At 42.2% G+C, this 26,044-nt stretch carries 21 protein-coding genes; 19 read left to right on the top strand and 2 right to left on the bottom strand.

The window, feature by feature from the left end:
- Positions 1-262 precede the first annotated feature (262 nt).
- The 5 genes from ACTNES_RS06795 to ACTNES_RS06775 all read left to right on the top strand — a co-directional run bounded on the left by ACTNES_RS06795 (position 263) and on the right by ACTNES_RS06775 (position 5,968).
- Entirely contained in the window at positions 263-1,429 is a 1,167-nt protein-coding gene (locus ACTNES_RS06795; protein ID WP_291811616.1) for an ATP-binding protein, read from the top strand.
- A gap of 17 nt (positions 1,430-1,446) precedes the next feature.
- Complete coding sequence (locus ACTNES_RS06790) at positions 1,447-2,223, top strand: hypothetical protein (RefSeq protein ID WP_291817215.1); 777 nt, start codon at positions 1,447-1,449, stop codon at positions 2,221-2,223.
- A 649-nt stretch (positions 2,224-2,872) separates the two neighbouring features.
- Positions 2,873-4,222 (top strand): transglutaminase domain-containing protein, encoded by a 1,350-nt coding sequence (locus ACTNES_RS06785; RefSeq protein WP_441038977.1) that lies wholly within the window; start codon positions 2,873-2,875, stop codon positions 4,220-4,222.
- 640 nt (positions 4,223-4,862) lie between these two features.
- Positions 4,863-5,444: a nucleoside recognition protein gene (locus tag ACTNES_RS06780; protein ID WP_216460128.1), complete on the top strand. Its 582-nt coding sequence runs from the start codon at positions 4,863-4,865 to the stop codon at positions 5,442-5,444.
- Positions 5,441-5,968, top strand: a complete 528-nt coding sequence (locus ACTNES_RS06775) for a spore maturation protein (protein ID WP_216460127.1) — start codon at positions 5,441-5,443, stop codon at positions 5,966-5,968. Before ACTNES_RS06780 ends, ACTNES_RS06775 begins: the two co-directional genes overlap by 4 nt.
- Positions 5,969-6,245: 277 nt before the next feature.
- Here the strand turns inward: ACTNES_RS06775 and ACTNES_RS06770 are convergent, their stop codons facing one another.
- Positions 6,246-6,992, bottom strand: coding sequence for a lysophospholipid acyltransferase family protein (locus ACTNES_RS06770; RefSeq protein WP_216460126.1), 747 nt, complete (start codon positions 6,990-6,992; stop codon positions 6,246-6,248).
- 282 nt (positions 6,993-7,274) lie between these two features.
- Here ACTNES_RS06770 and ACTNES_RS06765 point away from each other — a divergent pair, with 282 nt between their 5' ends.
- The 9 genes from ACTNES_RS06765 to ACTNES_RS06725 all read left to right on the top strand — a co-directional run bounded on the left by ACTNES_RS06765 (position 7,275) and on the right by ACTNES_RS06725 (position 16,420).
- Positions 7,275-7,703: a protease complex subunit PrcB family protein gene (locus tag ACTNES_RS06765; protein WP_291811591.1), complete on the top strand. Its 429-nt coding sequence runs from the start codon at positions 7,275-7,277 to the stop codon at positions 7,701-7,703.
- A gap of 182 nt (positions 7,704-7,885) precedes the next feature.
- Positions 7,886-9,445, top strand: coding sequence for a DUF3794 and LysM peptidoglycan-binding domain-containing protein (locus ACTNES_RS06760; protein ID WP_253292472.1), 1,560 nt, complete (start codon positions 7,886-7,888; stop codon positions 9,443-9,445).
- A 123-nt stretch (positions 9,446-9,568) separates the two neighbouring features.
- Entirely contained in the window at positions 9,569-10,447 is an 879-nt protein-coding gene (gene ispE / locus ACTNES_RS06755) for a 4-(cytidine 5'-diphospho)-2-C-methyl-D-erythritol kinase (protein WP_216460125.1), read from the top strand.
- A complete protein-coding gene (locus ACTNES_RS06750) occupies positions 10,437-11,156 on the top strand; it encodes a GntR family transcriptional regulator (RefSeq protein ID WP_216460124.1) in 720 nt (239 codons plus the stop codon). Before ispE ends, ACTNES_RS06750 begins: the two co-directional genes overlap by 11 nt.
- Before the next feature lie 207 nt (positions 11,157-11,363).
- Positions 11,364-12,911 carry a spore germination protein gene (locus tag ACTNES_RS06745; RefSeq protein WP_291811582.1) on the top strand — a complete coding sequence of 516 codons (1,548 nt, stop codon included), beginning with the start codon at positions 11,364-11,366 and terminating at the stop codon, positions 12,909-12,911.
- Complete coding sequence (locus ACTNES_RS06740; protein ID WP_291817204.1) at positions 12,908-14,584, top strand: GerAB/ArcD/ProY family transporter; 1,677 nt, start codon at positions 12,908-12,910, stop codon at positions 14,582-14,584. The genes ACTNES_RS06745 and ACTNES_RS06740 overlap by 4 nt, the downstream gene beginning before the upstream one ends.
- 73 nt (positions 14,585-14,657) lie before the next feature.
- The gene (locus ACTNES_RS06735) at positions 14,658-14,993 is read left to right on the top strand and encodes a hypothetical protein (RefSeq protein ID WP_216460121.1); all 336 of its coding nucleotides are present in this window, start codon (positions 14,658-14,660) and stop codon (positions 14,991-14,993) included.
- A gap of 40 nt (positions 14,994-15,033) precedes the next feature.
- On the top strand, positions 15,034-15,855 hold the full coding sequence (murI, locus tag ACTNES_RS06730) for a glutamate racemase (protein WP_216460120.1): 822 nt from the start codon (positions 15,034-15,036) through the stop codon (positions 15,853-15,855).
- 118 nt (positions 15,856-15,973) lie between these two features.
- Entirely contained in the window at positions 15,974-16,420 is a 447-nt protein-coding gene (locus ACTNES_RS06725) for a DUF1934 domain-containing protein (RefSeq protein ID WP_216460119.1), read from the top strand.
- A 167-nt stretch (positions 16,421-16,587) separates the two neighbouring features.
- On the opposite strand, the gene ACTNES_RS06720 is transcribed toward ACTNES_RS06725, so the two are convergent.
- A complete protein-coding gene (locus ACTNES_RS06720; protein WP_291811571.1) occupies positions 16,588-17,043 on the bottom strand; it encodes a hypothetical protein in 456 nt (151 codons plus the stop codon).
- A 414-nt stretch (positions 17,044-17,457) separates the two neighbouring features.
- Between ACTNES_RS06720 and ACTNES_RS06715 the strand changes: the two genes are divergently transcribed.
- From ACTNES_RS06715 to glgB, 5 genes are all read left to right on the top strand, one after another.
- A complete protein-coding gene (locus ACTNES_RS06715; RefSeq protein ID WP_330655784.1) occupies positions 17,458-19,299 on the top strand; it encodes a hypothetical protein in 1,842 nt (613 codons plus the stop codon).
- 29 nt (positions 19,300-19,328) lie between these two features.
- Positions 19,329-20,783, top strand: a complete 1,455-nt coding sequence (locus ACTNES_RS06710) for a polysaccharide deacetylase family protein (protein ID WP_291811569.1) — start codon at positions 19,329-19,331, stop codon at positions 20,781-20,783.
- Positions 20,784-20,797: 14 nt separating this feature from the next.
- Positions 20,798-22,102 (top strand): trigger factor, encoded by a 1,305-nt coding sequence (locus ACTNES_RS06705; protein ID WP_441038971.1) that lies wholly within the window; start codon positions 20,798-20,800, stop codon positions 22,100-22,102.
- 214 nt (positions 22,103-22,316) lie between these two features.
- Positions 22,317-23,660 (top strand): polysaccharide deacetylase family protein, encoded by a 1,344-nt coding sequence (locus ACTNES_RS06700; protein ID WP_441038969.1) that lies wholly within the window; start codon positions 22,317-22,319, stop codon positions 23,658-23,660.
- A gap of 302 nt (positions 23,661-23,962) precedes the next feature.
- A complete protein-coding gene (glgB, locus tag ACTNES_RS06695) occupies positions 23,963-25,846 on the top strand; it encodes a 1,4-alpha-glucan branching protein GlgB (RefSeq protein WP_300334192.1) in 1,884 nt (627 codons plus the stop codon).
- Positions 25,847-26,044: the final 198 nt, after the last annotated feature.

Raw genomic sequence — 26,044 nt, 5'->3', positions numbered from 1 at the left:
TGGATGCTCTTTTTTCATTCATCTGATAGGTGAAAAGCAATATTCAGTTAAAATATAGAAACTATGTGGTTTTCAGCCACTTTCACGACTGTGCCGTGAATAATCTAGGTTTATTTTGATAGTTATGTAGCTATATTTCTAATATTACTTCTTGCTTGTATATAAAGAATAAAAATTTTCCATTAGAAAATTAAATCATTTCTGTATAAAGATAGGTAAAAGTGTGGTACAATCTTATAAAAAGCAGAAAAGGGGTGAAATAGTGGATAAAAGGTATTCAAAGGTGTTTAAACCTGGAACATTTCCAGATATTACGTATGTTTCCAGAAAATCAGGCACTATGCAGTATAGTTATGAAGAACGTTTACAGCAGAGTTTATCTATTGATGGTTTCCTTACATATATTGTTGGTCCGTCCAAAATAGGAAAAACAGTTTTATGTGAGCGTGTGATTGGGGTTGAGCGGATTGTAGCTATGTCAGGAAATGATTTTGTACGTGAATCAGATTTCTGGAATCGTATTGGAAAGAAAATCGGAATTTCCATGGATGCGGAAGTCAGTGAAACGAATGCGGATTTTTCATCTAATGAACAGCGTTCCACTATGATCAAGAAAAATTATCCGGCAAATAAAGAAAAAATACTAAACTATTTTAAGGAATACGATAAGGTCTTGGTTTTAGATGATTTTCATTATGCACCAGTTGACGTACAATATGACATTGCATGCCAATTAAAAGAAGTTATCAGGCTTGGATTTAAGGCAGTGATTATTTCTCTGCCATATCGATCAGACGATGCAATACGTCTGAATCCTGATCTTACCGGTCGGCTTTCAGTAATTGAGATTGAGCCGTGGAAGGAAGAAGAATTGCAGGCTATTGCACGTAAAGGTTTTCATGAACTGGGGATTTCTATACAGGATGATATGATTTCGCGTATGGCAATAGAAAGTATTCATTCTCCTCAGGTAATGCAGGCTATCTGTCTGAATATAGGACTTCTTCCAGTTGAAGCAGTGGATATAAATAATTCAGTCATAGAAGAAAGTTGCCGTTTTACGTGTGCCAATCTTCCATATGCAGACGTAGTACGAGTGCTAAAGGCAGGACCTCCAACCAGAGGTCAGAAACGCTTAAAATATAAGTTAATAGACGGAAGTCAAAGGGATGTTTACAGCCTTATACTAAAAATGCTTGCAGATAATCCTCCTCTTGTGGAGATGGAACTGGAAGAGCTTATGAACCGAATCCAGTTTAATGTGCCAGATCAGAAGATTACTACTCAGAAAATCCGTGAAGCACTAAGAAACTGGCAAAAGCTTTTAGAAGGACTTGGGGCATTGTACCATGTTTTTGAATGGAAAGATGATATCATACACATCCTGGACAATCTGTTCTTGTTTTTTATACGGTGGTCTGGGATTTGACAGGAAGGAAATAATGTATGGATACTATTGATTCTATTACAAATGACAAACTGATACAGTATGGACATGCAATCCTCGGACAGAATGAGTATAATGAAATTTCAAAAGCATATGTTGAGTGGAAAAATATAGTCCAAATATATGTTGTTAAAAATGGATTTTCAAAAGAAATACAGAATGAAGTGAAAGTAAAAGGGCATTTTATTGCCAATGAATTCTCAGAAGCAGAATCTATAAAAAATATAAAAACAGCAACAGAAGGTATTCTGCGAATTCTTGAAAATCTGGATAAGAAAGTCTCTGATGACTTATCCGAAGAGACTGCAAAACTGATAATAGAACGGATACTGTCGCATGTAAATATATACTTAAAATCCATGTATTATGATAGACCACATAAAAAATCCACTTTTTCTGAGGAAATTTTACATCAAATAAAAATTGAAAACGAGTATGATGTTCAACACGTTTTATACTCGCTGCTTCGAACAGTATTTCCTGAAATTCGTAAAGAAGTAAATGGAGATAACGGTTATAGTGGAATACGTGCTGACCTTTATCTGGCTTCATATGATGTTACTATCGAAATAAAATGTACGCGAGAAAGCATGTCTGAAAAACAATTAACGGAAGAACTTGGTGCAGATGCATTTCATTACAAGACAAAAAATCTGTATCTTTTTATTTATGATAAAGAGGATATCATCAAAAATCCAGAAGCATACCAGATGGCATTTTATAGAAGTTATGATAAATTTGGAAAAAATGTAAAAGGATTTATTATAAAACCATAGATATAGTGTTCAATAAAAAAGAGGCTCCAGTTGCAGTATTGGAGCCTTATTTAGATTTGTAGAAATTTTGTTTTATTTATTTTTTAGGGGTATGAAAAAAACTATCCATATAAGATAGCTTTCCTCATAGTAATTATATGTGTAGTTATTTTCACTGTCCGCCAGTTATCTTGACTTAATCAAGAAGGAATTTTTGCACCTATCCTGTAAGGTGGTTCCAGCCCCTGCGTCTGTATGATGTTTCACGGATTACTTTACTTCGGCTACACTCGAATGAATTCATTTTTAACCATGACATTCTCCGAAGGCGAACGCTCCTTATTCGCATAACAAGATATTAAATATCTTGGGCAATCAAGAAAACAGTTGTGTTTTCCTATAATTAAGATACATCGCTATAGAAATAATGTCAATTAGATTAGTGCTTTTATATAGGGATTCTTTCGGTGTTCAGAACTGAGCAGTTGGGATTAACGAAAAACTCCACAATGACAAACAGGGGTTTGCCCTAACAGATAAAAACAGCAATCAGGCGAAAAATTTATCGGATTGCTCTAAAAAATCGATGACATAAATATTGTATGTACTCAAAGGTTATTGAAATCTCCCGATGAAACATTTATATTTGTGGTATGGAGGTGAAAGTATTATGAAAACGAAAAAGAATTCAGAAACATGTAAATTGTTATGGCAATCAGTTTTGCGGAAGTTGCCTGGTTTGCTGGTGATGGGTTGTGCCTTGTTGTGTATGGTGCTGGGGACGGGAGTGAGAGCAGAGGCGGCGCAGACGATCAGGGAAGATACCGAATTTATGAACATTAAACAATGGCGTGCCGGAAAGGCGAGCAGTATTGAGTTTGATGCGCTGGTGAATACTCTGGGCTCTGAGTATGTAGAGATTTATCGTTCAGAGCCGTCGGTGGAGAATGGCGGTAAACTGAAGAAGCTGGACCGTTTTCTTGTTTCAGGGGATATGTGGCAAGTTATTGATGACAATCACTATACTAAATATGGTGATAACAATAAGGTAATCTGCTATTCTGACCGTCCAAGGGCACGTGGAGATAATCTTACATTTGTGGATACCACAACAAAGGCAGGACATGAATATTCTTATCAGCTCAGATATTCTGATTATGTGGTGGATCCGGAACCGGAGAATTTTGATGATGATGTCAAGATTATTTCCAATACGGTTACTGCGAAAGCGAATCTGCAGACTCCTGAACTTTATAAATGTTATACTACAGATAACAAAACTGTAAAATTGTCATGGAGTTATACAAATCAGGCGGATGGGTACCGGATTTATCGTTATGATAATGGAAAGTGGTCTTATCTGAAGGCTGTTAAGAAAGCTACGACTCTTTCTACGACAGACAAGACTATAAAAGCAGGAAAAACATATCAGTACAGAGTTCTTGCTTATGTGAAAGTAAATGGAAAGAATGTGTACAGTGAAAAAAGTGATGCCAGAAAGATAACTGTGAAAGCTCCTACTGTAAAGGGAAATTATAGCTATGGAAGTGTGTATGGACCTTATCTGAATACTACTCAGCTGGCGCAGGTAAGAAGTGTTGTACAGAGTTTCAAGCTTAATTATATCAGAAGTGGTATGTCTGATTATGATAAGGTATTGACTGCGTTTAACTATCTTCGAAGCAACTGCAGTTATGCGTACAGAGGATGGCAGTACAATTATGCAAATACTGCCTGGGGTGCGCTGGTGTATGGAGAGGCGCAGTGTTCCGGATATGCCAGAGCTATGAAGGCACTTTGTGATGCGATTGGTGTGGATTGCCGTTACGTCCATGCAAATGCAAAAGCGAGTAATCCGAGTCATCAGTGGAACCAGGTGAGAGTTGGTGGTAAGTGGTATATTCTGGATGCGCAGTCCGGAGGTTTTCTGCTTGGAACAAATACCTGGAGAAAACAGGCAGGCATGTCCTGGGATACAAAAGGGCTGCCGACTTGCAGCAAGACGGACTATAAGAAGTAAAATAACTGTGAAAGAATGAAATAAAAAGCAAATAACAGAATAAGAATGAAAAAATAAATGGAACCTTCCCGAATCAAAGTTTGGATGATATAGGAGGGTTCCGTTTTTTGTGGTGAGGGATTTTGGGCTAGATACAAAATGCCGCATACACAGGCACAATCTGATAATATTCTTTTTGCCTGAAGTCTTCTGTTGAGAGAAGATACATCTGCTCAATTTCTGGAAGATCAGGTGCTGCATGGAGACGCATAAGATTTCTGCACTTCTGGTGCGGAGCAGATTGAAAAAGTAGTGTCCAATATAAGCCTCTGGGAAGAGATTGGATTTGATGAGAAACGATTCACGGTTGATAAAATGATTACATTATTAAAAGTGCTTCCTGGGTCAATACAGATACAGTGGAAGTTCTAATGTCAAAGATGTAAAAATAGAAATACAGTACTATTCAATAGATAGTTTTGCAAGTCATAAGGATATAAATATGCCTGCATTTTGAGAGATAAACGGTTGAGCGGATATGGCTGATTCGATAATAAACTCTCTCAATTTTGGGACAGGAAACAGTTCTGCAAAGGAATAGACGGACATAAGCTGTAGAGATACGGTACGCGTTGCATGTACAGGAATCGAGGGCAGAAACATGACGTATTTGTGGAGCGGCATGATTATGATCGGAATTATTTATGGAGCATTGACAGGAAATTTTAAGGCGGTAACGGAAGCCACGGTGTCCTCGGGAAAGGATGCGGTGACTTTGTGTATTTCTATGGCAGGAATTGTGGCCATGTGGTCGGGGGTGATGAAGATTGCGGAGAACGCCGGAATGGTAGAGAAGCTTTCAGGGAAAATGCGTCCGGTTATGAGATATCTTTTTCCGGATCTGGACCCGGAGTCAAAAGCCTGTAAATATATTTCTCTGAATTTTCTGTCCAATATTCTGGGGCTTGGATGGGCGGCAACTCCTGCAGGACTGAAAGCTATGGAGAGCCTTGCAGAACTGGAACACAGACCAGGGACTGCAAGCAGAGCAATGTGCACATTTCTGATCATCAATATTTCTTCTTTGCAATTGATTCCTGTAAATATGATTGCATATCGCGCTCAATATGGCAGTGCAGATCCGGCGGCAGTAGTTGGACCGGGAATTGTGGCTACTGCGGTGAGTACTGCTGTGGCGGTAATTTTCTGCAGGATCATGAACCGGAAGGGGAGAGCAATATGAAGATTCTTTCATTTCTGTCGGACATGATCATACCAATATTTCTGTTCTATATTATTGGATGGGGACTGTTGGCGCGGAGAGATGTTTATAATGATTTTCTGGATGGCTCAAAAGAGGGGCTGAAAACAGCCGCGGGTATATGTCCGGCCTTGATAGGACTGATGACTGGGGTAGGAATTTTGAGAGGATCAGGATTCCTGAATTTTGCTGGAGAGCAGTTGGGAAAATTAACTTCTGGGATTGGGATTCCGTCGGAAATTCTGCCGCTGACAGTTGTGCGTATGTTTTCTTCCAGTGCGGCGACAGGGCTATTGCTGGATATTTTTAAACAATATGGGACAGATTCACGAGCTGGATTTATGGGAGCGGTAATCTTGAGTTCAACGGAGAGTTTATTCTACTGTATGAGTGTGTATTTTGCTGCGGCAAAAGTAGAAAAGACACGGTACACGCTGCCAGGAGCGCTCCTGGCTACGCTTGCCGGAACAATTACGGCGATTTTATTAACTGGGATTTGTATTTAATCGAATCAAATAAGTTCCCTGTTTCAATTGCAAAAAGCAATAAGCAGTGGGGGACTTATTTGTATGAGGAGTACAAGTTCCTTTTGATAAACTGCAGAGCAGATATTCGATGTAGAGCTGCGTAGTGAAGCGGATGATTTTATCCACTTGCTCCAAATAAACTAAGAGGAAGTTGGTTAACTATGAAAATTAATAGGAAGTAGGAATGAAACAAAATCCGCCGAACCGATCAGATGGATTTTTTATGATATGATCGGTTCAGCGGATTTTTTGATTTCTATGCTTCTGTAAGAGGTTTGTTTTTCTCCAGCATTTCGCGGATTACGTTCTGGGTATATTCTCCGATATGTTTTTTATCTTCTTTACTCAGTTCATCTGGATAGATTGGTTTGCCGTATTCTACTACGACTTTGGCAGGTTTCATTTTCGGGAAATGGGCTTCGAAGATGTCTGCAGAATTGTTGATAGCGATCGGGATGATCGGGCATTTAGCCTTGGTTGCGATCTTGAAGCTTCCCTCATGGAATGGAAGCATGTCCAGTTCGTTTTCGTTTCTGTTTCTGGTTCCCTCAGGGAAGATGCAGATGGAGATGCCGGACTTTACCTTATCTATTGCTGTGAGGATGGTTTTCAGACCTTGTTTGATGTCTTTTCTGTCAAGGAAGAGACAGTGAAGGTAGCGCATCCAGGTGGACAACAGCGGAATTTTCTCCATTTCTTTTTTTGCAACATAGCCGGTACGAATCGGACAGCGGGAGTAAGTAAGAAGAATGTCAAAGTAACTTCTGTGGTTGCCGATATAGAGTACTGGCGTATCTTTTGGCACATTTTCTTCACCGATCACAGTGACTTTGGCACCGGTGATCCAGAGGATAAAGCGAAATACTGCCTGGATGATGCGGAGGGAGCTGATATCCTTTTTCATAGGAGAGAATTTACCGATGATCCATTCTACCAGAAGGATGGGAATGGAGAGAATCAGGTATCCGATCACCACGATACAGACGAGAATAAATCGTATCATTATTCATTTCCTTTCCGGGCATGTATGAAAATGCCCATGTCATATTAAAATTTTTTAGATTACTGAGAACGGAGTAAACAGTAATGTCAGTAGCTGTTCTTTTTATTATACGGAATTGTGGAATAACCTGCAAGAAAGAATATGTGGAATTTTGGCAACGCTGCTGAGAAAGGAGTGGACAGTAACATTGGGGAATGATATAGAGAATCCAGTAAACAGTAATGTAATAATAAAAATCCCGCCAGCATAAAATAGCTAGTAAAGAATGAGCAGGGGTGCATTATGGTCAAAAAGGCCGGAGGATTGTTCCGGGTGTTTCTGATGGTGTTGGTTGCGACATTGGCAGTTTCACTGGCAGGATGTCAGTTCATTAAGATTGAAGAAGGAGAACGAACACCTCTGGAATATACGATTGTGAAGCAGGAAGAAATCCCGGCAGAGGCGGCGGAATTGATGGAACAGAAGAAGGAGAATGCTTTTCAGATGACATACCAGGTGGGTGGAGTGCGGTATCTGATGAAGGGATATGGACAGCAGCTTACAGGAGGTTACAGCATTCAGGTTGAGGAGGTTTCAGAATCTGAGAATGCGGTGTTCTGTAAAACCAGATTGATAGGACCGTCAGAGGATCAGGCAGGAAGCGAACCTTCTTATCCTTGTATTGTTTTGAAAATAACAGACACAAGTAAGCCTGTGCAGTTCATGGGATAGATGGGTATATGGGAAGCTGTGGTGACCGACTACAATACAGAAATTTAACCGAAACTGCGAAGCGGTTATTCGGCTATGAGCAGGAGGAGAAGCGGATGATTTTATCTGCCTGGCATGCGAGAGTGATTAAGAAATTAACTTGTTGGTACACTGGCAAATATATAACAGGAAAGGATAGAGGTATGTTGGAATTAAAAAAAGAAAGCATTCAGATGCTGCGGATCAAAAACAAGGCGGCAAGTCAGGTGACTTTTGATGAGGATTATAATGTGCCGGATGTGAAACCGGATATTGGACGAATGGTTCAGAGTAAGGCAGATGTGTCCATGGATGAAGTACGCCTGAGCGAAGGAAGAGCTTTGCTTAAGGGAACATTGAATGTAGATCTGCTTTATGTGGGAGAAAAAGAAGGCAGGATTTACAGTCTTTCTGCGAAACTTCCTCTGGATGAGATCATTAATCTGGAAGGAATCGAGGGGGGAGATAAGCTGTGTCTGAACTGGGAGATTGAGGATCTTAGTGTTCATGTAATTCACTCCAGAAAATTGAATATTAAGGCAATCGTAACGTTCTATGCAGTGGTAGATGAACAGGCAAAGATTGAGCTTCCGGTTTCTTTGGATGATCCGACAGTTTCTGTGAAGAAAAAGGATATCCGGCTTATGAGTCTGTGTGTACATAAAAAAGATACTCTGCGTATTAAGGATGACATTACTCTTGCATCAAATAGACCAAATGTGGAGAACCTTTTATGGTACACTATTGAACCTCGCAATCTGGACCTGCGCCCTGAGGAAAACAAGCTTCGGGTAAAAGGAGAGCTGGCAGTTTTTATCTTATATACAGGTGCGGAAGAGGATGCACTGCCGCAGTGGCTGGAATATACGATGCCTTTTAACAGTGAAGTGGAGTGTAATGGATGTTCAGAGGAATTGATCCCGCATATTGAAGTGGCGTTGATCCATCAGGGAGTGGAAGTGAAACCTGATCCGGACGGGGAAGAGCGGATTCTTCAGGTAGATGCGGTGTTGGAACTGAATATGAAGATGTACAGGGAAGAGGATCATGAACTGATTCTTGATGCCTATAGTCCTCTTAAGGAATGTGTACTGCATGGCAGAAAGGAAGTTCTGGAGAGTCTTTTGGTGCGGAATTTCTCCAAGTGTCGCCTGACAGACCGGATTGAAGTGAAAGAGAACCAGGGAAAAGTTCTGCAGCTTTGCCATAGTAGCGGAAAGGTGAAAGTGGATAAAACCAGGGTTACGGAGAAAGGGATCGTGGCAGAGGGAATTGTGGCGCTTAAGATCTTATATATTATTGGAAATGATGAGATGCCATTTTACTCGATGGATGCCATGCTGCCGTTTACTCATTTGATTGAAGCAAAAGATATTGGTCAGGATTGTACGTATTTCCTGCAGGCAGAGTTAGAACAGCTTTCTACTGCAATGGCGGATGGGGCTGAGATTGAGGTAAAAGCGGCTGTGGGTTTAAATGTTCTGGTATTCCGTCAGTGGGAGGAGCAGGTCATTGAGTCTGTAGAAGAGCAGCCGCTGGATCGGAAGAAAATTGAAAACATGCCGGGAATTACCGTTTATATTGTAAAAACAGGAGATTCGCTGTGGGATATTGCAAGGAAATTTTACACGACAGTAGATGAAATCTGCAGTGTAAATAGTTTGACGGAAAAAGAAGTAAAACCAGGGCAACCGCTGATTCTGGTAAAGCAGGTGCCAGTATAATATATTGAAAAAAATTTCCACATAAAAAGATAGCTCACATATTGAAAACAGGTAAAAAATGTTTTAAAATATGTACAAAGTGAATTATTGTATACAAAGTACAAGAGATAAGCGGAGGAATTTATGCGGTTACGTGCATTAGCAAAGATAAATTTGGGGCTGGATATTTTAAGGAAGAGAGAGGATGGTTATCACGAAGTTCGGATGATCATGCAGACGATTCAGATGTATGATGTTCTGGAGATTAGAAGGGTGAAGAAACCGGGGATTTCCTTATCTGTGAATTATCCGTATATTCCAAATGATGAACGAAATCTGGTATATAAAGCGGCGAAGCTTCTGATGGATGAATTTCAGGTAAAGAGTGGTGTAGATATCCGTCTGGAGAAATTTATTCCGGTTGCAGCAGGTATGGCGGGCGGCAGTTCAGATGCAGCAGCAGCGCTGGTTGGGATCAATCGTCTGTTTAAACTGGGACTTAGTGAGAAGGATTTGATGGATCGGGCGGTGAATATTGGTGCGGATGTTCCGTATTGTGTGATGAGAGGAACTGCACTGGCAGAGGGAATCGGTGAGAAGCTGACCAGAATTACACCGGTGCCTGATTGTTTTGTACTGATCGGAAAACCGGGAATTAATGTGTCTACTAAGGCAGCTTATGAGAGTCTGCAGCTGGATAAGATCACTACTCATCCAGATATTGACGGAATGATCAAAGATATTGAATGTGGAAATCTTCTGGCAATGACCGAGAAGATGGGAAATGTTTTTGAACCAGGAATTATCGGGAAGTATCCTGTGATCGGAGAGATTAAAGAGCTGATGGAAGCGCATGGTGCGCTGAAAGCAATGATGAGCGGAAGCGGTCCGACTGTGTTTGGAATCTTTGATGACAGGAAGAAGATGGAGGCAGCGGCAGCAGCTCTCAGAGAGAGCAGACTGGCGAAGACGGTTTTTGCAACAGAAGTAACGAAAGCAGGAGGACGTACAAATGACAAGTGAGTTTTCAGTAAATATGAATGAATATCTTCCATTAAGAGATGTAGTTTTTAATACACTGCGTCAGGCGATCTTGAAGGGAGAACTGAAACCAGGTGAGAGACTGATGGAGATTGCGCTGGCAGAGAGACTTGGTGTGAGCAGAACTCCGATCAGAGAGGCAATGCGTAAGCTGGAGCAGGAGGGGCTGGTTGTAATGATACCGCGCCGAGGAGCTCAGGTTGCGAATATCACAGAAAAGGATTTAAATGATGTTCTTGAGGTTCGTATTGCACTTGAGAATGTTGCCATTGAGAAAGCCTGCGCACGTATGACTGAGGAAGAGATGAGTAAATTATGGCTTGCTGCAAAGGAGTTTGAACATACCATGGCAGAGGGGAATCTTGTAAAGCTTGCTGAGGCAGATGTGGCTTTCCATGAGGTTATTTACCAGGCTTCCGATAACAAGAGACTGATCCAGGTGCTGAACAATATGAGAGAGCAGATCTATCGTTATCGTGTGGAATATCTCAAAGAAGGTGAGACAAGGGATCTTCTTGTAAAGGAGCATGAAGAGCTGACCAAGGCAATCAAAGAGCGTAATGTGGAGAAAGCAAAGCAGCTTTCTTTCCAGCATATCGAGAATCAGAGAATGGCTATCATGCGTTCTATTGAAGCTGAGAATGCAGAACGTGAGCGTGCAGAGAGGGAGAAATCCAGAGGCCACAGATAAGTACCCGGGAAAGCAGACGGAATCTGTGGGGGCAGAACAGTTACGAATAATATTTGAATATCTGGAAATTATAAAGAGAGGCGAGGAGCCTCTCTTTTTTTGACTAAAGCAATACACTGTAGGCGAAGGATTCTTTTGGATAAATCAAGTAAGTCCCCTGTTTTAGTTGCGAGGTTGTAAACGAATGGTGGGAATTTGCGAAGAATAATGATCAGAGGATGGGAGCATGAAAGGAGTGGAAATGTGAAAGAACAGAGAGAATTAAAAGAGCAGACAAGGATTTCTGCAAATTTACGTGAAAATGAGAAGTACCTGCGCACCAGACTGGAGAACTGCAGTGATATTCTGATCCGTCCTATGAGGCTTGGTGAAAATCATAAGGTGGACTGTCTCATGGTTTATATAGAAGTTGCAGTTTCAAATATGATGCTGGATGATTCTGCAATTGGCAAAATGATCAATCATTTCTGGGAAATTTCTCCGGATCAGATTCAGGATTTTGTCCAAAATAACAGTCTTGGAATTGCAGATGTGAAGAAACTGGCAGATCTTGATGAAGCGGTGGAGGCTATGCTTACTGGGGATGCAGTTTTCTTTATCGATGGTTATGACAAGGCAATGAAGATCTCCAGCAAGGGGTATCCGTCAATGGGCGTGATGGAGGCAGAGTCGGAAAAAGTTCTCCGGGGTTCTAGAGAGGGATTCTCGGACAGTGTGAAGAGCAACAGTGCACTGGTGAGAAAGAGACTTCGGGATACCAGACTGAAAGTGGAAGAATATAAAATCGGTGTCCGCTCACATACTCTGACACAGGTGTTATATATGGATGATCTGGTACATGAAGAACTTCTGGAGAAAGTGAAAGAACGGCTGGAGGAATTTGAAATTGATGGAATCCTGGACAGCGGAATGCTGGAACAATTGACGGAAGATGTGTGGTATTCTCCTTTTCCACAGTATCAGACGACGGAACGTCCGGACCGGGCAGTACAGGAGATTCTGAATGGTAAAGTTGTAATCTTGTGTGATAATTCACCGGAAGCACTGATCCTGCCGGGAAATTTCAATAGTTTTATGGAGAGCAGTGAAGACTGGTATCACAGATTTGAGATGGCATCTTTCTTACGGATGCTACGGTATCTGGCGATAATCATGGCGACTGTTCTGCCTGGACTTTATCTGGCAGTGATACGTTTTCATACACAGATTCTGCCGGGGACGTTGATCCTGTCTTTTGCAGAGTCAAGAGAAGGAGTACCTTTTTCCAGTGTGGTGGAGCTGATCTTTCTTGAACTGGCTTTTGAATTGATCCGGGAGGCAGGAGTAAGAGTGCCGGGGTCACTTGGAAATGCCATTGGAATTGTAGGCGGTCTGGTGATCGGACAGGCAGCAGTGGAAGCGAATCTGGTAAGCCCCATCGTGGTAATGATTGTAGCACTGACTGCTTTGGGTTCTATGACCGTTCCGAATGAGGAATTTGCGGCAGCGTTTCGACTGGTGAAATATGTATTTCTAATTCTTGGAGGTTATCTGGGAATTTATGGAATAGTGCTGGGTGTGTATCTGGTTGTGGGACATCTGGCAGGACTGGTAAGCTTCGGAGTTCCGTATCTGGTGCCTTTTATAAAGAAGGAACGGGAATCCGGAAGAGAAGAAGGGATTTGGAGAGTTCCTCTGCGCATGAGGAAATTGCGGCCACTCTATGCCAGAGAAGAGCAGAAAATTCGATTAACGAGAAAGGGGTCCGGCTCATGAAATTTGCGGAAAATAACAGGATTTCACACAGGCAGCTTTACAGACAGATGATCCTGGCATTTCTGGCACCATTTATGCTTTGCATTTTTGGCAGAGGAGGGATCAATGGGATCAGTGCTGTGGCAGGAATCCTTTTGGCGTTAGTTCTTCTGGGATTTTATGTAATTCTGCTGATCCGTCTGACACCCTCATTTGAAGACTTGGTAAAATCTGCAGGTGGTTTTGTAGGACGGATCATTGGTCTCTTTTTTCTGATTTATATATTGCTGGCAGGAGGATATCTGCTGGCTCTTTTGCGGCGTCTGATACCTGCAAGCCTGATTACAGGGATATCCGGCAGATGGATTGCATTCTGGGCAATTTTGGTATGTTCTGTGGGAAGCAGCAGGGGAATGCAGAGAAGAGGGAGGATGGCAGAAGTGTCCGGAGGTTTGCTGCTTGGAGGAATTTTCATTATGATGGGGCTTTGTGTGCCGCAGGCAAGAGCAGAATATTTCACGGAAGTGATACAATGGGGGGAACTTACGGCGGAGAATGTCTGGCGTTCTTTTTACGGAGTGCTGTGTGCATTCTCAGCAATTGGGTTACTGCCTTTTCTGCTGGGAGATGTGGAGAAATACGGGAGTGCCGGCAAGACTGCGGCCGGTGGGATTTTGACACTTGGCGGTCTTCTTGTGGGGATGGAGTTGTTGCTTCCGGCAGTGCTTGGATATGACAGAGTGAAATCTGAAAGTTATCCGGTTCTGCCGTTGCTGGATGGCGCGGATCTTCCAGGAAATGTGCTGGCGAGATTTGATGTGATATGGATGGGATTTCTTCTGTACAGTCTGCTCTTTGCAATCGGAAGTTTGCTACATTACGGAGAGCAGATTATTCGAAAATCCCATCTTGGAACCGGGCGTCTGTGGGTTCCTGCAATGGTTTTTCTGATTTCGCTTCTGGAAGAAAATGGGAAAGGAGCTCTGGATTATTTTGGATGGTGTCTGGGATATATTTTTGTGCCTGGAATATTAATCTGTCAAATTTATATGCTTCTCCTGGGAAAAAGAGGTCGCAGAAAAAAGATACCTGCAGCAGTGACGGGAATCCTGGTGTTTTGCCTGTTTCTTGGGGGATGTGGTGTTGCTGTAGAACCGGAAAAACGGGCCTATCCTATGGCACTTGGTGTAGATGCTTCATCGGAAGGACTTCTTCTTGTTTATGGAATGCCGGATATGTCTGAGAGTACAGGGCAGGAAAAGGAAGAAGAGGATGGTGGTGCAAGAGTGCTGCAGATCAGTGGAGGGGATTTCGTTCAGATTGAACAGGCATATGACCGGTCACAGGAGAAACTGTTGGATATGGGACATCTGCAGGTACTGGTTCTTGGAAGAACATTAGTGGAAGATGGACGCTGGAGGCTAGTGCTTGAATATCTGAAACAGGAGAATCTGGTGGGCGAGGATCTTTATGTGTTTGAGGCAGAGAACGCGGCAGAAATTTTGAAGTGGAACGGAGAGGAGAATTCTTCGGCAGGGGAGTATATTACTGGAATGATGGAAAACAGGATGTCCGGGGAAAAGAGAGCTGCGGTGACACTCAGAGAACTTTTTTATGAGAAATACAAAGAGGACAGACTTCTGAAGCTGCCGTTTGTCAGGGTTGATAATGGAAGCCTGGAAATTGATGTATAAATTTCCAAAATGCAGGCGATACTTTGAATAAGAAATAGAAATAAACATGCTCTGGTTTAGGAGGAATGTAAAAATGAGTGCTGAGAAGAAGTTTCTAAGAAAGAAGAAACTGTTCGAAAAAATAACAGGAATATTTAAAGTAAAGCTGGCAATTAAAAGATATCCCAAACAATATATCAAAAAAGTAACAGCAGCTTTAACAGCAGGGATTCTGGGAGTGGTCCTGGCGGGAACAATGCCGGAGCAGATAGAAAAAATCGCAGAAAATCGACAGGAACAGACAGCAATCACTGCCTGGTGGGGAACGTTGTATCCGAAATTCTGTTTCTCTCAGTTTCCAGAAGATCATAAAGACAGGAAAGAAGATGTAAAGATTTCCTTCTGGCTTGCACAGGCTCTCGATTGGTGATAGAATAGTGAAACAATCAAAAAGAGATGGAGAGAAATCAATGAAAATAGATAGAGAGGCACCGATTGGAGTTTTTGATTCCGGTGTGGGAGGGCTGACGGTTGCGCGTGAGATCATGCGTAATCTTCCTTCAGAGAAAATCGTATATTTTGGTGATACGGCGAGAGTGCCTTATGGAAGTAAATCAAAGGAGACGATCATTCGGTACTCACGTCAGATCATCCGTTTTCTGCAGGAGCAGCAGGTGAAAGCAATTGTGATCGCCTGTAATACGGCCAGTGCTTTTGCCCTGGATGCAGTAAGGGATGAATTTGACATTCCGATCATTGGCGTGATCGAGCCGGGAGCGAAAGTTGCGGCAGCACAGACCAGAAACAAACGTGTGGGAGTTATTGGTACTGTGGGAACAGTAGGAACCGGGATTCATGCGGAATATCTTAAGCAGCTGGATCCGGAGATCACTGTGTTTGGAAAAGCCTGCCCCCTTTTTGTACCGCTGGTGGAGGAAGGATGGCTCCATGATCCTGTGACGGATGAAGTGGCGGCCAGATATCTGAAAGAGCTGCAGGATAAGGATGTGGATACACTGATTCTTGGATGTACTCATTATCCGCTGCTTCGTTCTACGATCAGAAAGATTATGAGTGATAATGTGTGTCTGGTGAATCCGGCATATGAGACAGCATTGGAGCTTGGCAGACTGCTGGAGGAGAAAGGTCTTTCCAGTACAGGTATGGAGCAGAAGGAATTTCCGTATAGATTCTTTGTCAGTGACTTGGCAGATGAATTTAAGGCATTTGCAAATTCGATTCTGCCGTATGATGTAGAGATGACGCAGAAGATTGATATTGAGAAGTATTAATGTGATGCGACTCGGAAGATGATCAGCGGAAAGATATTACATAGAAACAGAAGATATAGGGTTACTGGGCATAAAGTGAACAGTAACGATTCAGTAAGAATATTGGGAGTAAGAGAGAATGGATAAAGAAGTACTGATCCACGTAAGTGGACTTCAGACAATAGATGCAGAAGGCGAGCAGGAGCCAATTGAGATTGTTGTGCCGGGAGAGTATTATTTCCGAAATGGAAGTCATTATCTTCGTTATGAGGAGATTATGGAGGACTTCGCAGAGCCGACGATCAATTACATAAAAATTTCCCCGAAAGGAATGGAAGTGCGCAAGAAAGGCGTAGTCAATGTGCATATGGTTTTTGAGCAGGGTAAGAAGAATATGACTTACTATACCACTCCGTATGGAACGATTGAGATGGGAATTGCTGCAACGAACCTGAATCTGGAAGAGGGTGACAGCAGTCTTAATATGAAAGTAGACTATGCACTGGATATGAATCAGGAGCATGTGGCAGACTGTTATCTTGCAATCAAGGCACAGCCGAAGGACTGTAAGGATTTTACAATTTAACCGAAGAAACTGCAGAGCAGTTGTTTGGTCATATTTTATCCGCTTGACTCAAATCAGGCAGTGAAGAGGATAATTCAATCTGTATAATTTAAATCATAAAAGCCCGCATATCTATGATACAAAAATGATCATAAATCTGCGGGCTTATATTTTACGGTTAACTGCAATTATTTGGCAGCTTTATCTTTCTTAAATCTTGCGAAGAATCCTTTCTTCTTAGGAGCCGGTGCTTCCAGTGAACCACGGATTCCCTTTACTCCTACGATGTAAAGACCGCTTACTTCAGCTTTGATCTCTTTCTTAATAGGGATCAGGTCGAAGACTTTCTCGTCTGCGATCATGATTGCGATCCTTGGCCCAACTTTTGCTTTAACGATCGGAAGTTTGGAACGGCGCATAAGCTTAGGTGTCTGATCAATTACCATCTGAGGAAGTCCGGAATCTTTCAACGGCATCCTTTTTTTATCGATAACCAGCATGGAAACGGTTTGTTTTGTTGCTTCAATCTGAGCCTGCTGTTCTTCCTGTTTCTTCTGGGCTTTTTTGCCGAAGAAATATAAACCGATCAGTGCAGCGATCAGGATAACAAGAATGACCAGAAGGACTATTGTTACTGTACTCATTTGCATCCTCCTAATGTATGTGTTTTCACAGGGACTGTTACGGATAGACAATCCTTTGCATAACGTTTATTCTATCATTAAATAAGACAAAAGGCAATTATTAAAAAACAATTAATGGGAGGAAACCGGTAGAAATTTAGTTTATTACAGGTTATAATCATGGTAAAAACATTTTTACAGGATGGAATGACTTAGTGTGGTTATAATATTGATAGTACATCGAAAATTAAGTATCTGCTATATTGACGCAGGATGATTTTCTCATATGCAAGGCGGAGGAATGAGGCGTAGCGGTGGCTACGGCGATTGACGACAACGCGGCAGATGAAAAATCAGACAAGTCAATATGGCGGTTACTTAATTTTCGATGTACTAGGACAGTAACATTATTTGGATGATAAAGAGGAGAAAAGTATGAGTGAATTGAAGCCTGACTCTGAGAATACAGAGGAGAGACTTTCAGATATTCCAGAAGAGGAAAAAACAGAGACACAGACAAGCACTGCAGAGAATACAGATGCAGCAGAGGAAACGGATACAACAGGGGAAACAGATATAGCAGCGCCGGCAGAGATGCAAATGGAAGCAGCCGCAGTAGAAAATGAACAGGAAGCAGAGGCGGATGTATCAGAAGAATCTGAGCAGAAGTCTGAGTCAGAAACGTCAAAAACAGAGACAAGGTCTGCACAGGTGGAAGAGGAAGAGCCTCCGGCTGCAAGTGAGGATGAAGATTTTTTTTACGATGATAATGACGCATATGAAGCCCGAAGAGCTGCGAGACAGGAACGCAGGAACAAGAGCCGCCGCAGAAAGAAGAGAATTCGGATTGCGGGTGGAGTGATCGTTGCGGCAGCAGCGGCGATTGGAATCGGTGTTGGATTTTATGGAGAAGAATTGCAGACTTTTTTCAGGGAGCAGCAGACGAAGATTACGGAAATGGCGAAGTCCATTGGTACAAAGAAGGAAGAACCTGCACAGACTGCATCCACGGAGACAGATTCTGAGACAGAAGTGGAGAACACAGTAACTCCGGAACCTGAAACAGATGCAGATGGATTAAGCAAAGAGGATAAGGCTCTTTACAGACGTGCCAAACATGCGGCGAATCAGTATGATTATGATAAAGCGATAGAGATGCTTCAGGCCAGCGACACATATCAGACAAGTGAGAAATTCCAGCATGCAGTTAAAGTTTATCAGAAGAAGAAGGACTCCTGTGTTTCCTGGCCGCTTGATCAGGTGACACATGTTTTTTACCATACACTGATCAAAGACACCAGCAAGGCATTTGACGGAGATTATAAATCCGGGGATTACGACCAGGTAATGACAACGATTGATGAATTTAATCAGATCACACAGAGTATGTATGATAAAGGGTATGTTATGGTCAGCATCTATGATATGGCGACTGCAGATGAGAATGGCAATATGAATGCCGGCGAGATTCTGCTCCCTCCGGGTAAAGTGCCGTTTGTACTTTCTCAGGATGATGTATGTTATTATCATTACATGGACGGAGACGGATTTGCGACGAAGCTTATCGTGGATGATGAGGGTAAAGTGCGCAATGAATATGTAGAAGATGATGGAAGCATTTCTGTAGGTGATTATGATATGGTTCCATTAATCGACCGTTTTGTAGAAGAACATCCTGATTTCTCATATAGAGGTGCGAAGGGAATCGTGGCACTTACAGGGTATAATGGAATCCTTGGTTATCGTACAGATAGCAGTTATGAGACCAGACCGGATGACCTGGATGCTGATAAGGTGAAGTGGCTGGATGAACATCCGGACTTTGACCTGAATACAGAGAGAGAAGGTGCAATGAAAGTTGCACAGGTAATGAAGGATGAAGGATGGCTGTTTGCAAGTCATACCTGGGGACACCAGAATGTAAGCCAGATCAGTCTGGAGAAATTGCAGGCAGATACTCAGCGATTTAAAGAGAATGTAGACCCGTTGATTGGTGGAACAGATATTATTATCTTTGCATTTGGTGCAGATCTTACAAGTGTAGAGGATTATTCAGGGGAGAAATTTGAATATCTTAAGAGTCAGGGATATAACTATTATTGTAATGTGGATTCCAGTCAGTATTTTGTGCAGATCCGCAGTAATTATTTCCGCCAGGGAAGAAGGAATCTGGACGGATACAGAATGTATTATAATCCTGAACTTCTGTCAGATCTGTTTGATGCGCAGGAAGTTTTTGATTCTTCCAGACCAGTGCCGGTTCCGACCATGGGGTGAGTATTGATATAGAAACGAAAGGGGAAAACATGAGAAAAAGGAAAGCAGGTGTAGTGGCAGCGATTTTGTCTGCATCATTAGCATTAAGCGGATGTGGATTACTTCCTTTTCAACAGGATGTTCCGTTTCAGAAATCTGAGTCTAAGGATACAGAGACGAAGAATACGGAGAAAACAGAGCAGCAGCCAGATGAAGAAGCGGATGCTGATACAACACAGGATACAGATACAGCAGAAGATACACAGCAGGATACAGATGAGAGTGAAGAGCGGACAGATGCTGAGGAGGATACACAGGAGGAATCTCCTCTGGAACAGGCTTCCCTTATGGCAGCGCAGTATGATTACGATGGGGCGATAGAACTGCTTAAGAGCCAGTCGGATTACGACAGTAATACAGATATGCAGAGTGCAGTTTCTGAATATGAGAATATCAGGGCAACCTGTACAGAATATCCGCTGGAACAGATCACCCATGTTTTTTTCCATACACTGATCAAAGATCCGTCGAAGGCATTTGACGGGGAGTCTGATTCCGACGGATATAATCAGTATATGACAACGATTGATGAATTTAACAAGATCATACAGAGTATGTATGATAAGGGCTATGTAATGGTCAGCCCTCACGATATGGCGATTGTAAATGAGGATGGAACAATGTCCAGAGGCAGCATTATGCTTCCGCCGGGTAAGATCCCGTTTGTACTTTCTCAGGACGATGTGAGTTATTATCACTATATGGATGGAGATGGATTTGCTTCGAAGCTTGTTGTGGACGAGAATGGTGAAGTGAAGAATGAATATATCGAGGATGACGGAAGCGTTTCGACCGGGGACTATGATATGGTTCCGCTGATCGATACTTTTGTAAAAGAACATCCAGATTTCTCTTACCATGGAAGAAAAGGAATTCTGGCGATGACCGGATATAACGGTGTGCTGGGATATCGTACAGATGGTGCGTATAAGACAGGCGAGAACCTTCAGGATGACCAGAAGAAATTCCTGGAAGAACATCCGGATTTTGACTTTGATCAGGAAGTGAAGGAAGCAACTGCTGTAGCAGATGCCATGAAAGCAGAAGGATGGGAATTTGCAAGTCATACCTGGGGACATAAGAATGTTGCAGAGAGATCGCTTGAGGATCTGCAGACAGATGATGCAGAATGGCAGAGCTATGTAGCTCCGATTTTAGGAAAGACGGATATGATCATCTTTGCATTTGGCGCAGACATCGGAAGCTGGGAAGGCTATACTGCGGATAATGCGAAATATGAATTTTATAAGAGTCAGGGATATCGTTACTACTGTAATGTAGATTCCAGTCAGTACTTTGTACAGATCACAGACGATTATTTCCGCCAGGGAAGAAGAAATCTGGATGGATACAGAATGTACTATAATCCGGAAATGCTCAGTGATCTTTTTGATGTATCAGAAGTATGGGATTCCTCAAGACCTACTCCGGTACCGGAAATGTAGAAGGGAGTATCATTATGAAGAAAAGAATATATCTTGCTATGCTTGCGGCGTGTTTTGCGCTGACAGCATCTGCATGTGGTGACAGCAGCGCAGTTATTACAGATAACACAAAGACAGAAACGAGTTCAGTGGATGATAAGAAGGCAGAAGTGGGGACAAACCGTCTTGTATCTGTTGAGAATGTAGATAAGTATATTACAATTGGAGAGTATAAGGGACTGACGCTGGACAATACCGTAGATGCGATCACAGACGATGATGTACAGGCACAGATTAATGAGGATCTGCAGGATAAGGCAGAACCTGTATCTGATGGAGCTCAGGAGGGAGATCTGGTAACTGTAAATTATGTAGGGACAAAAGATGGTCAGACTTTTGATGGCGGCACAGCAAACAATTATGATTTTATAGTTGGTGATGGCCAGATGTTCGAGGATTTCGAGAACGGTGTGATCGGAATGAAGAAAGGCGATACAAAGGAAATAGAGATTGATTTTCCATCAGACTATGGGGATGACACACTAGCAGGCCAGAAAGTCGTTTATAAAGTTACCGTGCAGAATGTTCGCCGTGCAGGAGAACTCAATGATGAGTGGGTGGAAAAAAATACAGACTATACTACAGTAGATGAATACTGGGATGGTGTGCGTAGTCAGCTGGAAGATGATGCAAAGAAGTCCGCAGAAGAAGTCCTTAAGAATACAGCATGGACAACAGTTCTCGAGAATTCTGAAGTGAAAGAGTATCCACAGGAGGATCTGGATACTCAGATTACAGAGTTTAAGAACAGTATGGAACAGCTTTATGCAGAACCTGCTGATATGACTTTGGAGGAGTTTATTGACAGTCAGGGAATCTCCAAGGATGATTTTGACGAGCAGTGTCAGCAGTATGCAGAGGGAAAAGTAAAGCAGAATCTGATCGTACAGGGAATTATGGATGCAGAGGGCTTGTCACTGGATGACAAAGAGAGTCTTCAGCTGCAGAATGAGCTGGTTGAGCAGATGGGAGCCAGTGATATTGCAGAACTGGTTGACACATACGGACAGAGTTATGTGGATGAGTCCATCGGCCTTCTCAGAGTAGAGGATTTCATTGTAAAGAATGCAAGTGTCAGTGAGAAAGTTGCAAATGGTGATGTAATCGCAGATGATGCAGATGCCGCAGGGGATACTGAGCAGGACTCCACAGAGGTGGACAATGCGGATGCCGAGACGAATGATACAGACGAAGAGGTAACTGATTCTGACCAGGATACTTCAGATGTTGATAAAAATCTGGAGGATGAATTAGGCACAGAGGATATTAGCGATAACTGATGATATTCCTCGAAATGTGTTGCTGGGAGTGGAACGAACAGTAACCGGGCTACGCTGAGGCTTTTTCATCTGTGCAATCGGATTCGCAGAAAAGGTAGAATAAGGTGAATAAAAGGCATTGTATTTGTCAGATAAATGCGTTATGATTAAAGTCAGCGAAAAGATACAGACTTTTTGGTAAAATATAAAGTAACAGAAGCGGGGAAAGGAAACAATGGATAAGCGGGTTTTGCGCGAGAGGATGCGCAGAAAAAAACGCCAGATGATGATCCGCCATTATACGAAGATCGGACTTTCTGTAGTTGGACTGATTCTGGCAATTGTGTTTGTGGTGAGAGGAATTATCGTTCCGATCGCTCATCGTATAGCCGGAGGTGGCAGTAAGTCTACTGTGCAGGCTCAGGCAGAGACGGAGGAGGAAGTACAGACCAATTCCGATGCTGCGGTGAGACAGCCTTTGAAGGGTAAATCAGATACGGATAAGATTACAACCATGACAGCGGGATGGCATGAGGATGCCAATGGAAAGTGGTATCAGAATGCAGATGGTACATATTTTGCAAATGGATTTCAGGATATTGACGGTGTAACGTATTCTTTTGATGAGAATGGATATATTCAGACCGGATGGGTAACTAAGGGAGTAAAGGATTACTATTTCAATGATGATGGTTCTTATGACCCGTCGCAGGTGCGGCCGATGCTGGCATTGACATTTGATGATGGTCCTGGACAGTATACAGATGAACTTCTGGACTGCCTGGAGGAGAACAATGCTCATGCAACATTCTTCATGCTTGGTCAGAATGTAAGTGCATATCCGGATGCACCGAAGCGTATGCTGGAGATTGGATGTGAGATCGGAAGCCATTCCTGGGATCACACACAGTTGACAACAATTGACATTGATGCAGTTGCCAAGCAGTTCTCTGATACGGACGATGCTCTGATGCAGGCATGTGGACAGACATCAAGTGTAGCACGTGCACCGTATGGTGATGGAAATACAGATATTTATAATACAGTAAACAAACCGTTCTTTATGTGGTCATTGGACACAGAGGACTGGAAACTTATGGATGCAGATGGAGATTATAATGCTGTAATGAATGGAGATCTTACGGATGGATCTATCATTCTTATGCATGATATTCACGAACCATCTGTAAAGGCGGCCTTGAGATTGATTCCGGATCTTATTGCACAGGGATATAAGCTTGTAACAGTAAGTGAGATGGCAGAAGCGAAGAATGTAACACTGCAGAATGCATGCTATGTAGATTTCTGGCCTAGTACACTCAGCAATGGCGGTGTGCCTGGATATAATGGCGGAGCAGATGCTGCCACTACAGATTCAACAGATTCTTCTGACAACAGTTCTTCAGGTGATGGTTCTGATGTATCTGACGGAAGTGATGGTAGTAGTGATGACAGCAACTATAGTGACGGAAGTTCGGATGACAGTAGTTATGACGATGGAAGTTACGATGACAGTTATGATGAGTCGGATGATTACAGTGATGATTCTGTAGATTATGGAGACGGATCGGAATATTAAACTAATATGTGAATTTACAAAAGAGCAGAGAAATGCGCAAAAATGTGTTTCTTTGCTCTTTTCTGTTTTTTACAAAAATCATACAAAAAGTATGAGAAAATTGTTGAATATATACAGAATTTTAATTGACGTACAGAATAGCGGTTGGTATAATAGGGATTATAGAATGACTAAAAGTCAGTTCATATTTATTGTCAGAGATATGATTTTACAGATGGACGGAAATTTTTTCCGGGAGATAAAAACGGTAACTATTCATATCCGTGAAAAGATAGAATCTGAATGTTAAGGGAGGACTCCTGATGGGTAAGAGTATGAAATTTACGGATTTAGACCAGTATTTATTTGGACAGGGAACCAATTACGAGATATATAAGAAAATGGGTGCTCATCCAACTACATACCGGCGTAAGAAAGGTGTATATTTTGCAGTCTGGGCACCGAATGCACAGTCTGTATCTGTGATCGGTGAGTTTAACGGATGGGATGAAGAAGCCAATCCTATGAAGAAAGTAGGACCGATTGGTGTTTATGAAGTATTTGTTCCGGGAGCGAAGATAGGACAGTTATATAAATTTTTTATCTTAGGTGCACATGGAGAGAAGCTTTATAAGGCGGATCCATATGCCAATGAGGCAGAGCTGCGTCCAGGCACAGCGTCGAGGATCACTGATATCACGGATTATAAATGGAAAGATGCCACATGGATTAAGAACAGAGAGAAGTTCGATGAGAAAGTAGAGCCGATGGCAATCTATGAGGTACATCCGGGTTCCTGGATGAAGCATCCGTGGACAGAGGAGAATGAAGAGGGATTTTATAATTATCGTGAACTTGCGCATTCTCTGACTGATTATATTAAGAAAATGGGATATACGCATGTGGAACTCATGGGAATTGCAGAGCATCCGTTTGATGGTTCCTGGGGTTATCAGGTTACAGGATACTATGCACCGACATCCAGATATGGAACTCCGCAGGATTTTAAGTACATGATTGATTATTTCCATCAGAATAAGATCGGAGTTATCCTTGACTGGGTACCTGCACATTTCCCGAAAGATGCGCATGGTCTTGCTAATTTTGACGGAACTGCAGTTTATGAACATGCTGATCCGAGACAGGGGGAGCATCCGGACTGGGGAACCAAGATTTATAATTATGGTCGCCCGGAGGTTAAGAACTTCCTGATCGCAAATGCTCTGTACTGGGTTGAGGAGTGTCATGTAGATGGTCTTCGTGTAGATGCAGTTGCTTCTATGCTTTATCTTGATTATGGCAAGAAAGACGGCGAATGGGTTGCCAATAAATATGGCGGAAATAAGAACCTTGAGGCAATTGAATTCTTCAAACATCTGAATACAGTAGTTCTTGGCAGAAACCACGGAACTGTAATGATCGCTGAGGAGTCCACAGCATGGCCGATGGTTACCGGCGATGCTGAGAATGATGGGCTTGGATTTAGCCTGAAGTGGAATATGGGATGGATGAATGACTTCCTGGAATACATGAAGCTGGATCCATATTTCCGTAAATTCAACCATAATAAGATGACATTCTCTATGTCTTATGCATACAGCGAGAGATATGTACTGGTTCTTTCTCATGATGAAGTAGTTCATCTGAAATGCTCTATGCTTGAGAAGATGCCTGGAGAGTATCCGGATAAATTTAAGAACTTAAAAGCAGCATATTCCTTTATGACATGTCATCCTGGTAAGAAGCTTCTGTTTATGGGACAGGAGTTCGGACAGCTTCGTGAGTGGAGTGAAGAGAGAGAACTTGACTGGTTCCTTCTGCAGGAACAGCCTCATAAAGATCTGCAGAATTATGTTAAGGATCTTCTTACTATTTATAAGAAATACCCTGCACTCTATGCATCAGATAATGTTCCGGAAGATTTTGAGTGGATCAATGCCAATGACGGAGACAGAAGTATTTTCAGCTTTGTAAGAAAATCTCCGACAAAGAGAAATAACATCCTGTATGTGGTTAACTTTACACCAGTGGATCGTCCGGATTACAGAGTTGGGGTGCCGAAGAGGAAACAGTACAAGTTGATCATGGATGAAAATGGCCTGACAGAGCCGAAGACATTCAAGGCAGTGAAACAGGAATGCGATAACAGACCATTTTCATTTGCATATCCGCTTCCTGCTTATGGAGTAGCTATTTTTGTATATTAACCGAATGAGGTAAGTTCTTTGCTTCAATTGCGAAAAGCAAGAATATCCGCTTGACATCAGATACAATTATTGGCTGTTTATGACGTTAATCATATGCTGAATACACATAAGAAATAGATGAACAGAAGAAATTGTTATTTATTTGACAATATTATGGTTAAAGTCAAACGATACCTGAAAAATTCGTGCAAATTCAAT

This window comes from Blautia sp. HCP3S3_D9 (assembly GCF_052063845.1).
Taxonomy (GTDB): domain Bacteria; phylum Bacillota; class Clostridia; order Lachnospirales; family Lachnospiraceae; genus Blautia_A.
The sequence above is the reverse complement of the archived record's forward strand: the minus strand, read 5'-3'. Positions and strand labels throughout refer to the sequence as shown.

What these genes read in the sequence shown, in the direction of transcription:
- ACTNES_RS06790 (WP_291817215.1), top strand. Translation starts at nt 1,447, where the DNA reads ATGGATACTATTGATTCTATTACAAATGACAAACTGATACAGTATGGA.
- ACTNES_RS06785 (WP_441038977.1), top strand. Translation starts at nt 2,873, where the DNA reads ATGAAAACGAAAAAGAATTCAGAAACATGTAAATTGTTATGGCAATCA.
- ACTNES_RS06780 (WP_216460128.1), top strand. Translation starts at nt 4,863, where the DNA reads ATGACGTATTTGTGGAGCGGCATGATTATGATCGGAATTATTTATGGA.
- ACTNES_RS06775 (WP_216460127.1), top strand. Translation starts at nt 5,441, where the DNA reads ATGAAGATTCTTTCATTTCTGTCGGACATGATCATACCAATATTTCTG.
- ACTNES_RS06770 (WP_216460126.1), bottom strand. Translation starts at nt 6,992, where the DNA reads ATGATACGATTTATTCTCGTCTGTATCGTGGTGATCGGATACCTGATT.
- ACTNES_RS06765 (WP_291811591.1), top strand. Translation starts at nt 7,275, where the DNA reads ATGGTCAAAAAGGCCGGAGGATTGTTCCGGGTGTTTCTGATGGTGTTG.
- ACTNES_RS06760 (WP_253292472.1), top strand. Translation starts at nt 7,886, where the DNA reads ATGTTGGAATTAAAAAAAGAAAGCATTCAGATGCTGCGGATCAAAAAC.
- ispE (WP_216460125.1), top strand. Translation starts at nt 9,569, where the DNA reads ATGCGGTTACGTGCATTAGCAAAGATAAATTTGGGGCTGGATATTTTA.
- ACTNES_RS06750 (WP_216460124.1), top strand. Translation starts at nt 10,437, where the DNA reads ATGACAAGTGAGTTTTCAGTAAATATGAATGAATATCTTCCATTAAGA.
- ACTNES_RS06745 (WP_291811582.1), top strand. Translation starts at nt 11,364, where the DNA reads ATGATCAGAGGATGGGAGCATGAAAGGAGTGGAAATGTGAAAGAACAG.
- ACTNES_RS06740 (WP_291817204.1), top strand. Translation starts at nt 12,908, where the DNA reads ATGAAATTTGCGGAAAATAACAGGATTTCACACAGGCAGCTTTACAGA.
- ACTNES_RS06735 (WP_216460121.1), top strand. Translation starts at nt 14,658, where the DNA reads ATGAGTGCTGAGAAGAAGTTTCTAAGAAAGAAGAAACTGTTCGAAAAA.
- murI (WP_216460120.1), top strand. Translation starts at nt 15,034, where the DNA reads ATGAAAATAGATAGAGAGGCACCGATTGGAGTTTTTGATTCCGGTGTG.
- ACTNES_RS06725 (WP_216460119.1), top strand. Translation starts at nt 15,974, where the DNA reads ATGGATAAAGAAGTACTGATCCACGTAAGTGGACTTCAGACAATAGAT.
- ACTNES_RS06720 (WP_291811571.1), bottom strand. Translation starts at nt 17,043, where the DNA reads ATGAGTACAGTAACAATAGTCCTTCTGGTCATTCTTGTTATCCTGATC.
- ACTNES_RS06715 (WP_330655784.1), top strand. Translation starts at nt 17,458, where the DNA reads ATGAGTGAATTGAAGCCTGACTCTGAGAATACAGAGGAGAGACTTTCA.
- ACTNES_RS06710 (WP_291811569.1), top strand. Translation starts at nt 19,329, where the DNA reads ATGAGAAAAAGGAAAGCAGGTGTAGTGGCAGCGATTTTGTCTGCATCA.
- ACTNES_RS06705 (WP_441038971.1), top strand. Translation starts at nt 20,798, where the DNA reads ATGAAGAAAAGAATATATCTTGCTATGCTTGCGGCGTGTTTTGCGCTG.
- ACTNES_RS06700 (WP_441038969.1), top strand. Translation starts at nt 22,317, where the DNA reads ATGGATAAGCGGGTTTTGCGCGAGAGGATGCGCAGAAAAAAACGCCAG.
- glgB (WP_300334192.1), top strand. Translation starts at nt 23,963, where the DNA reads ATGGGTAAGAGTATGAAATTTACGGATTTAGACCAGTATTTATTTGGA.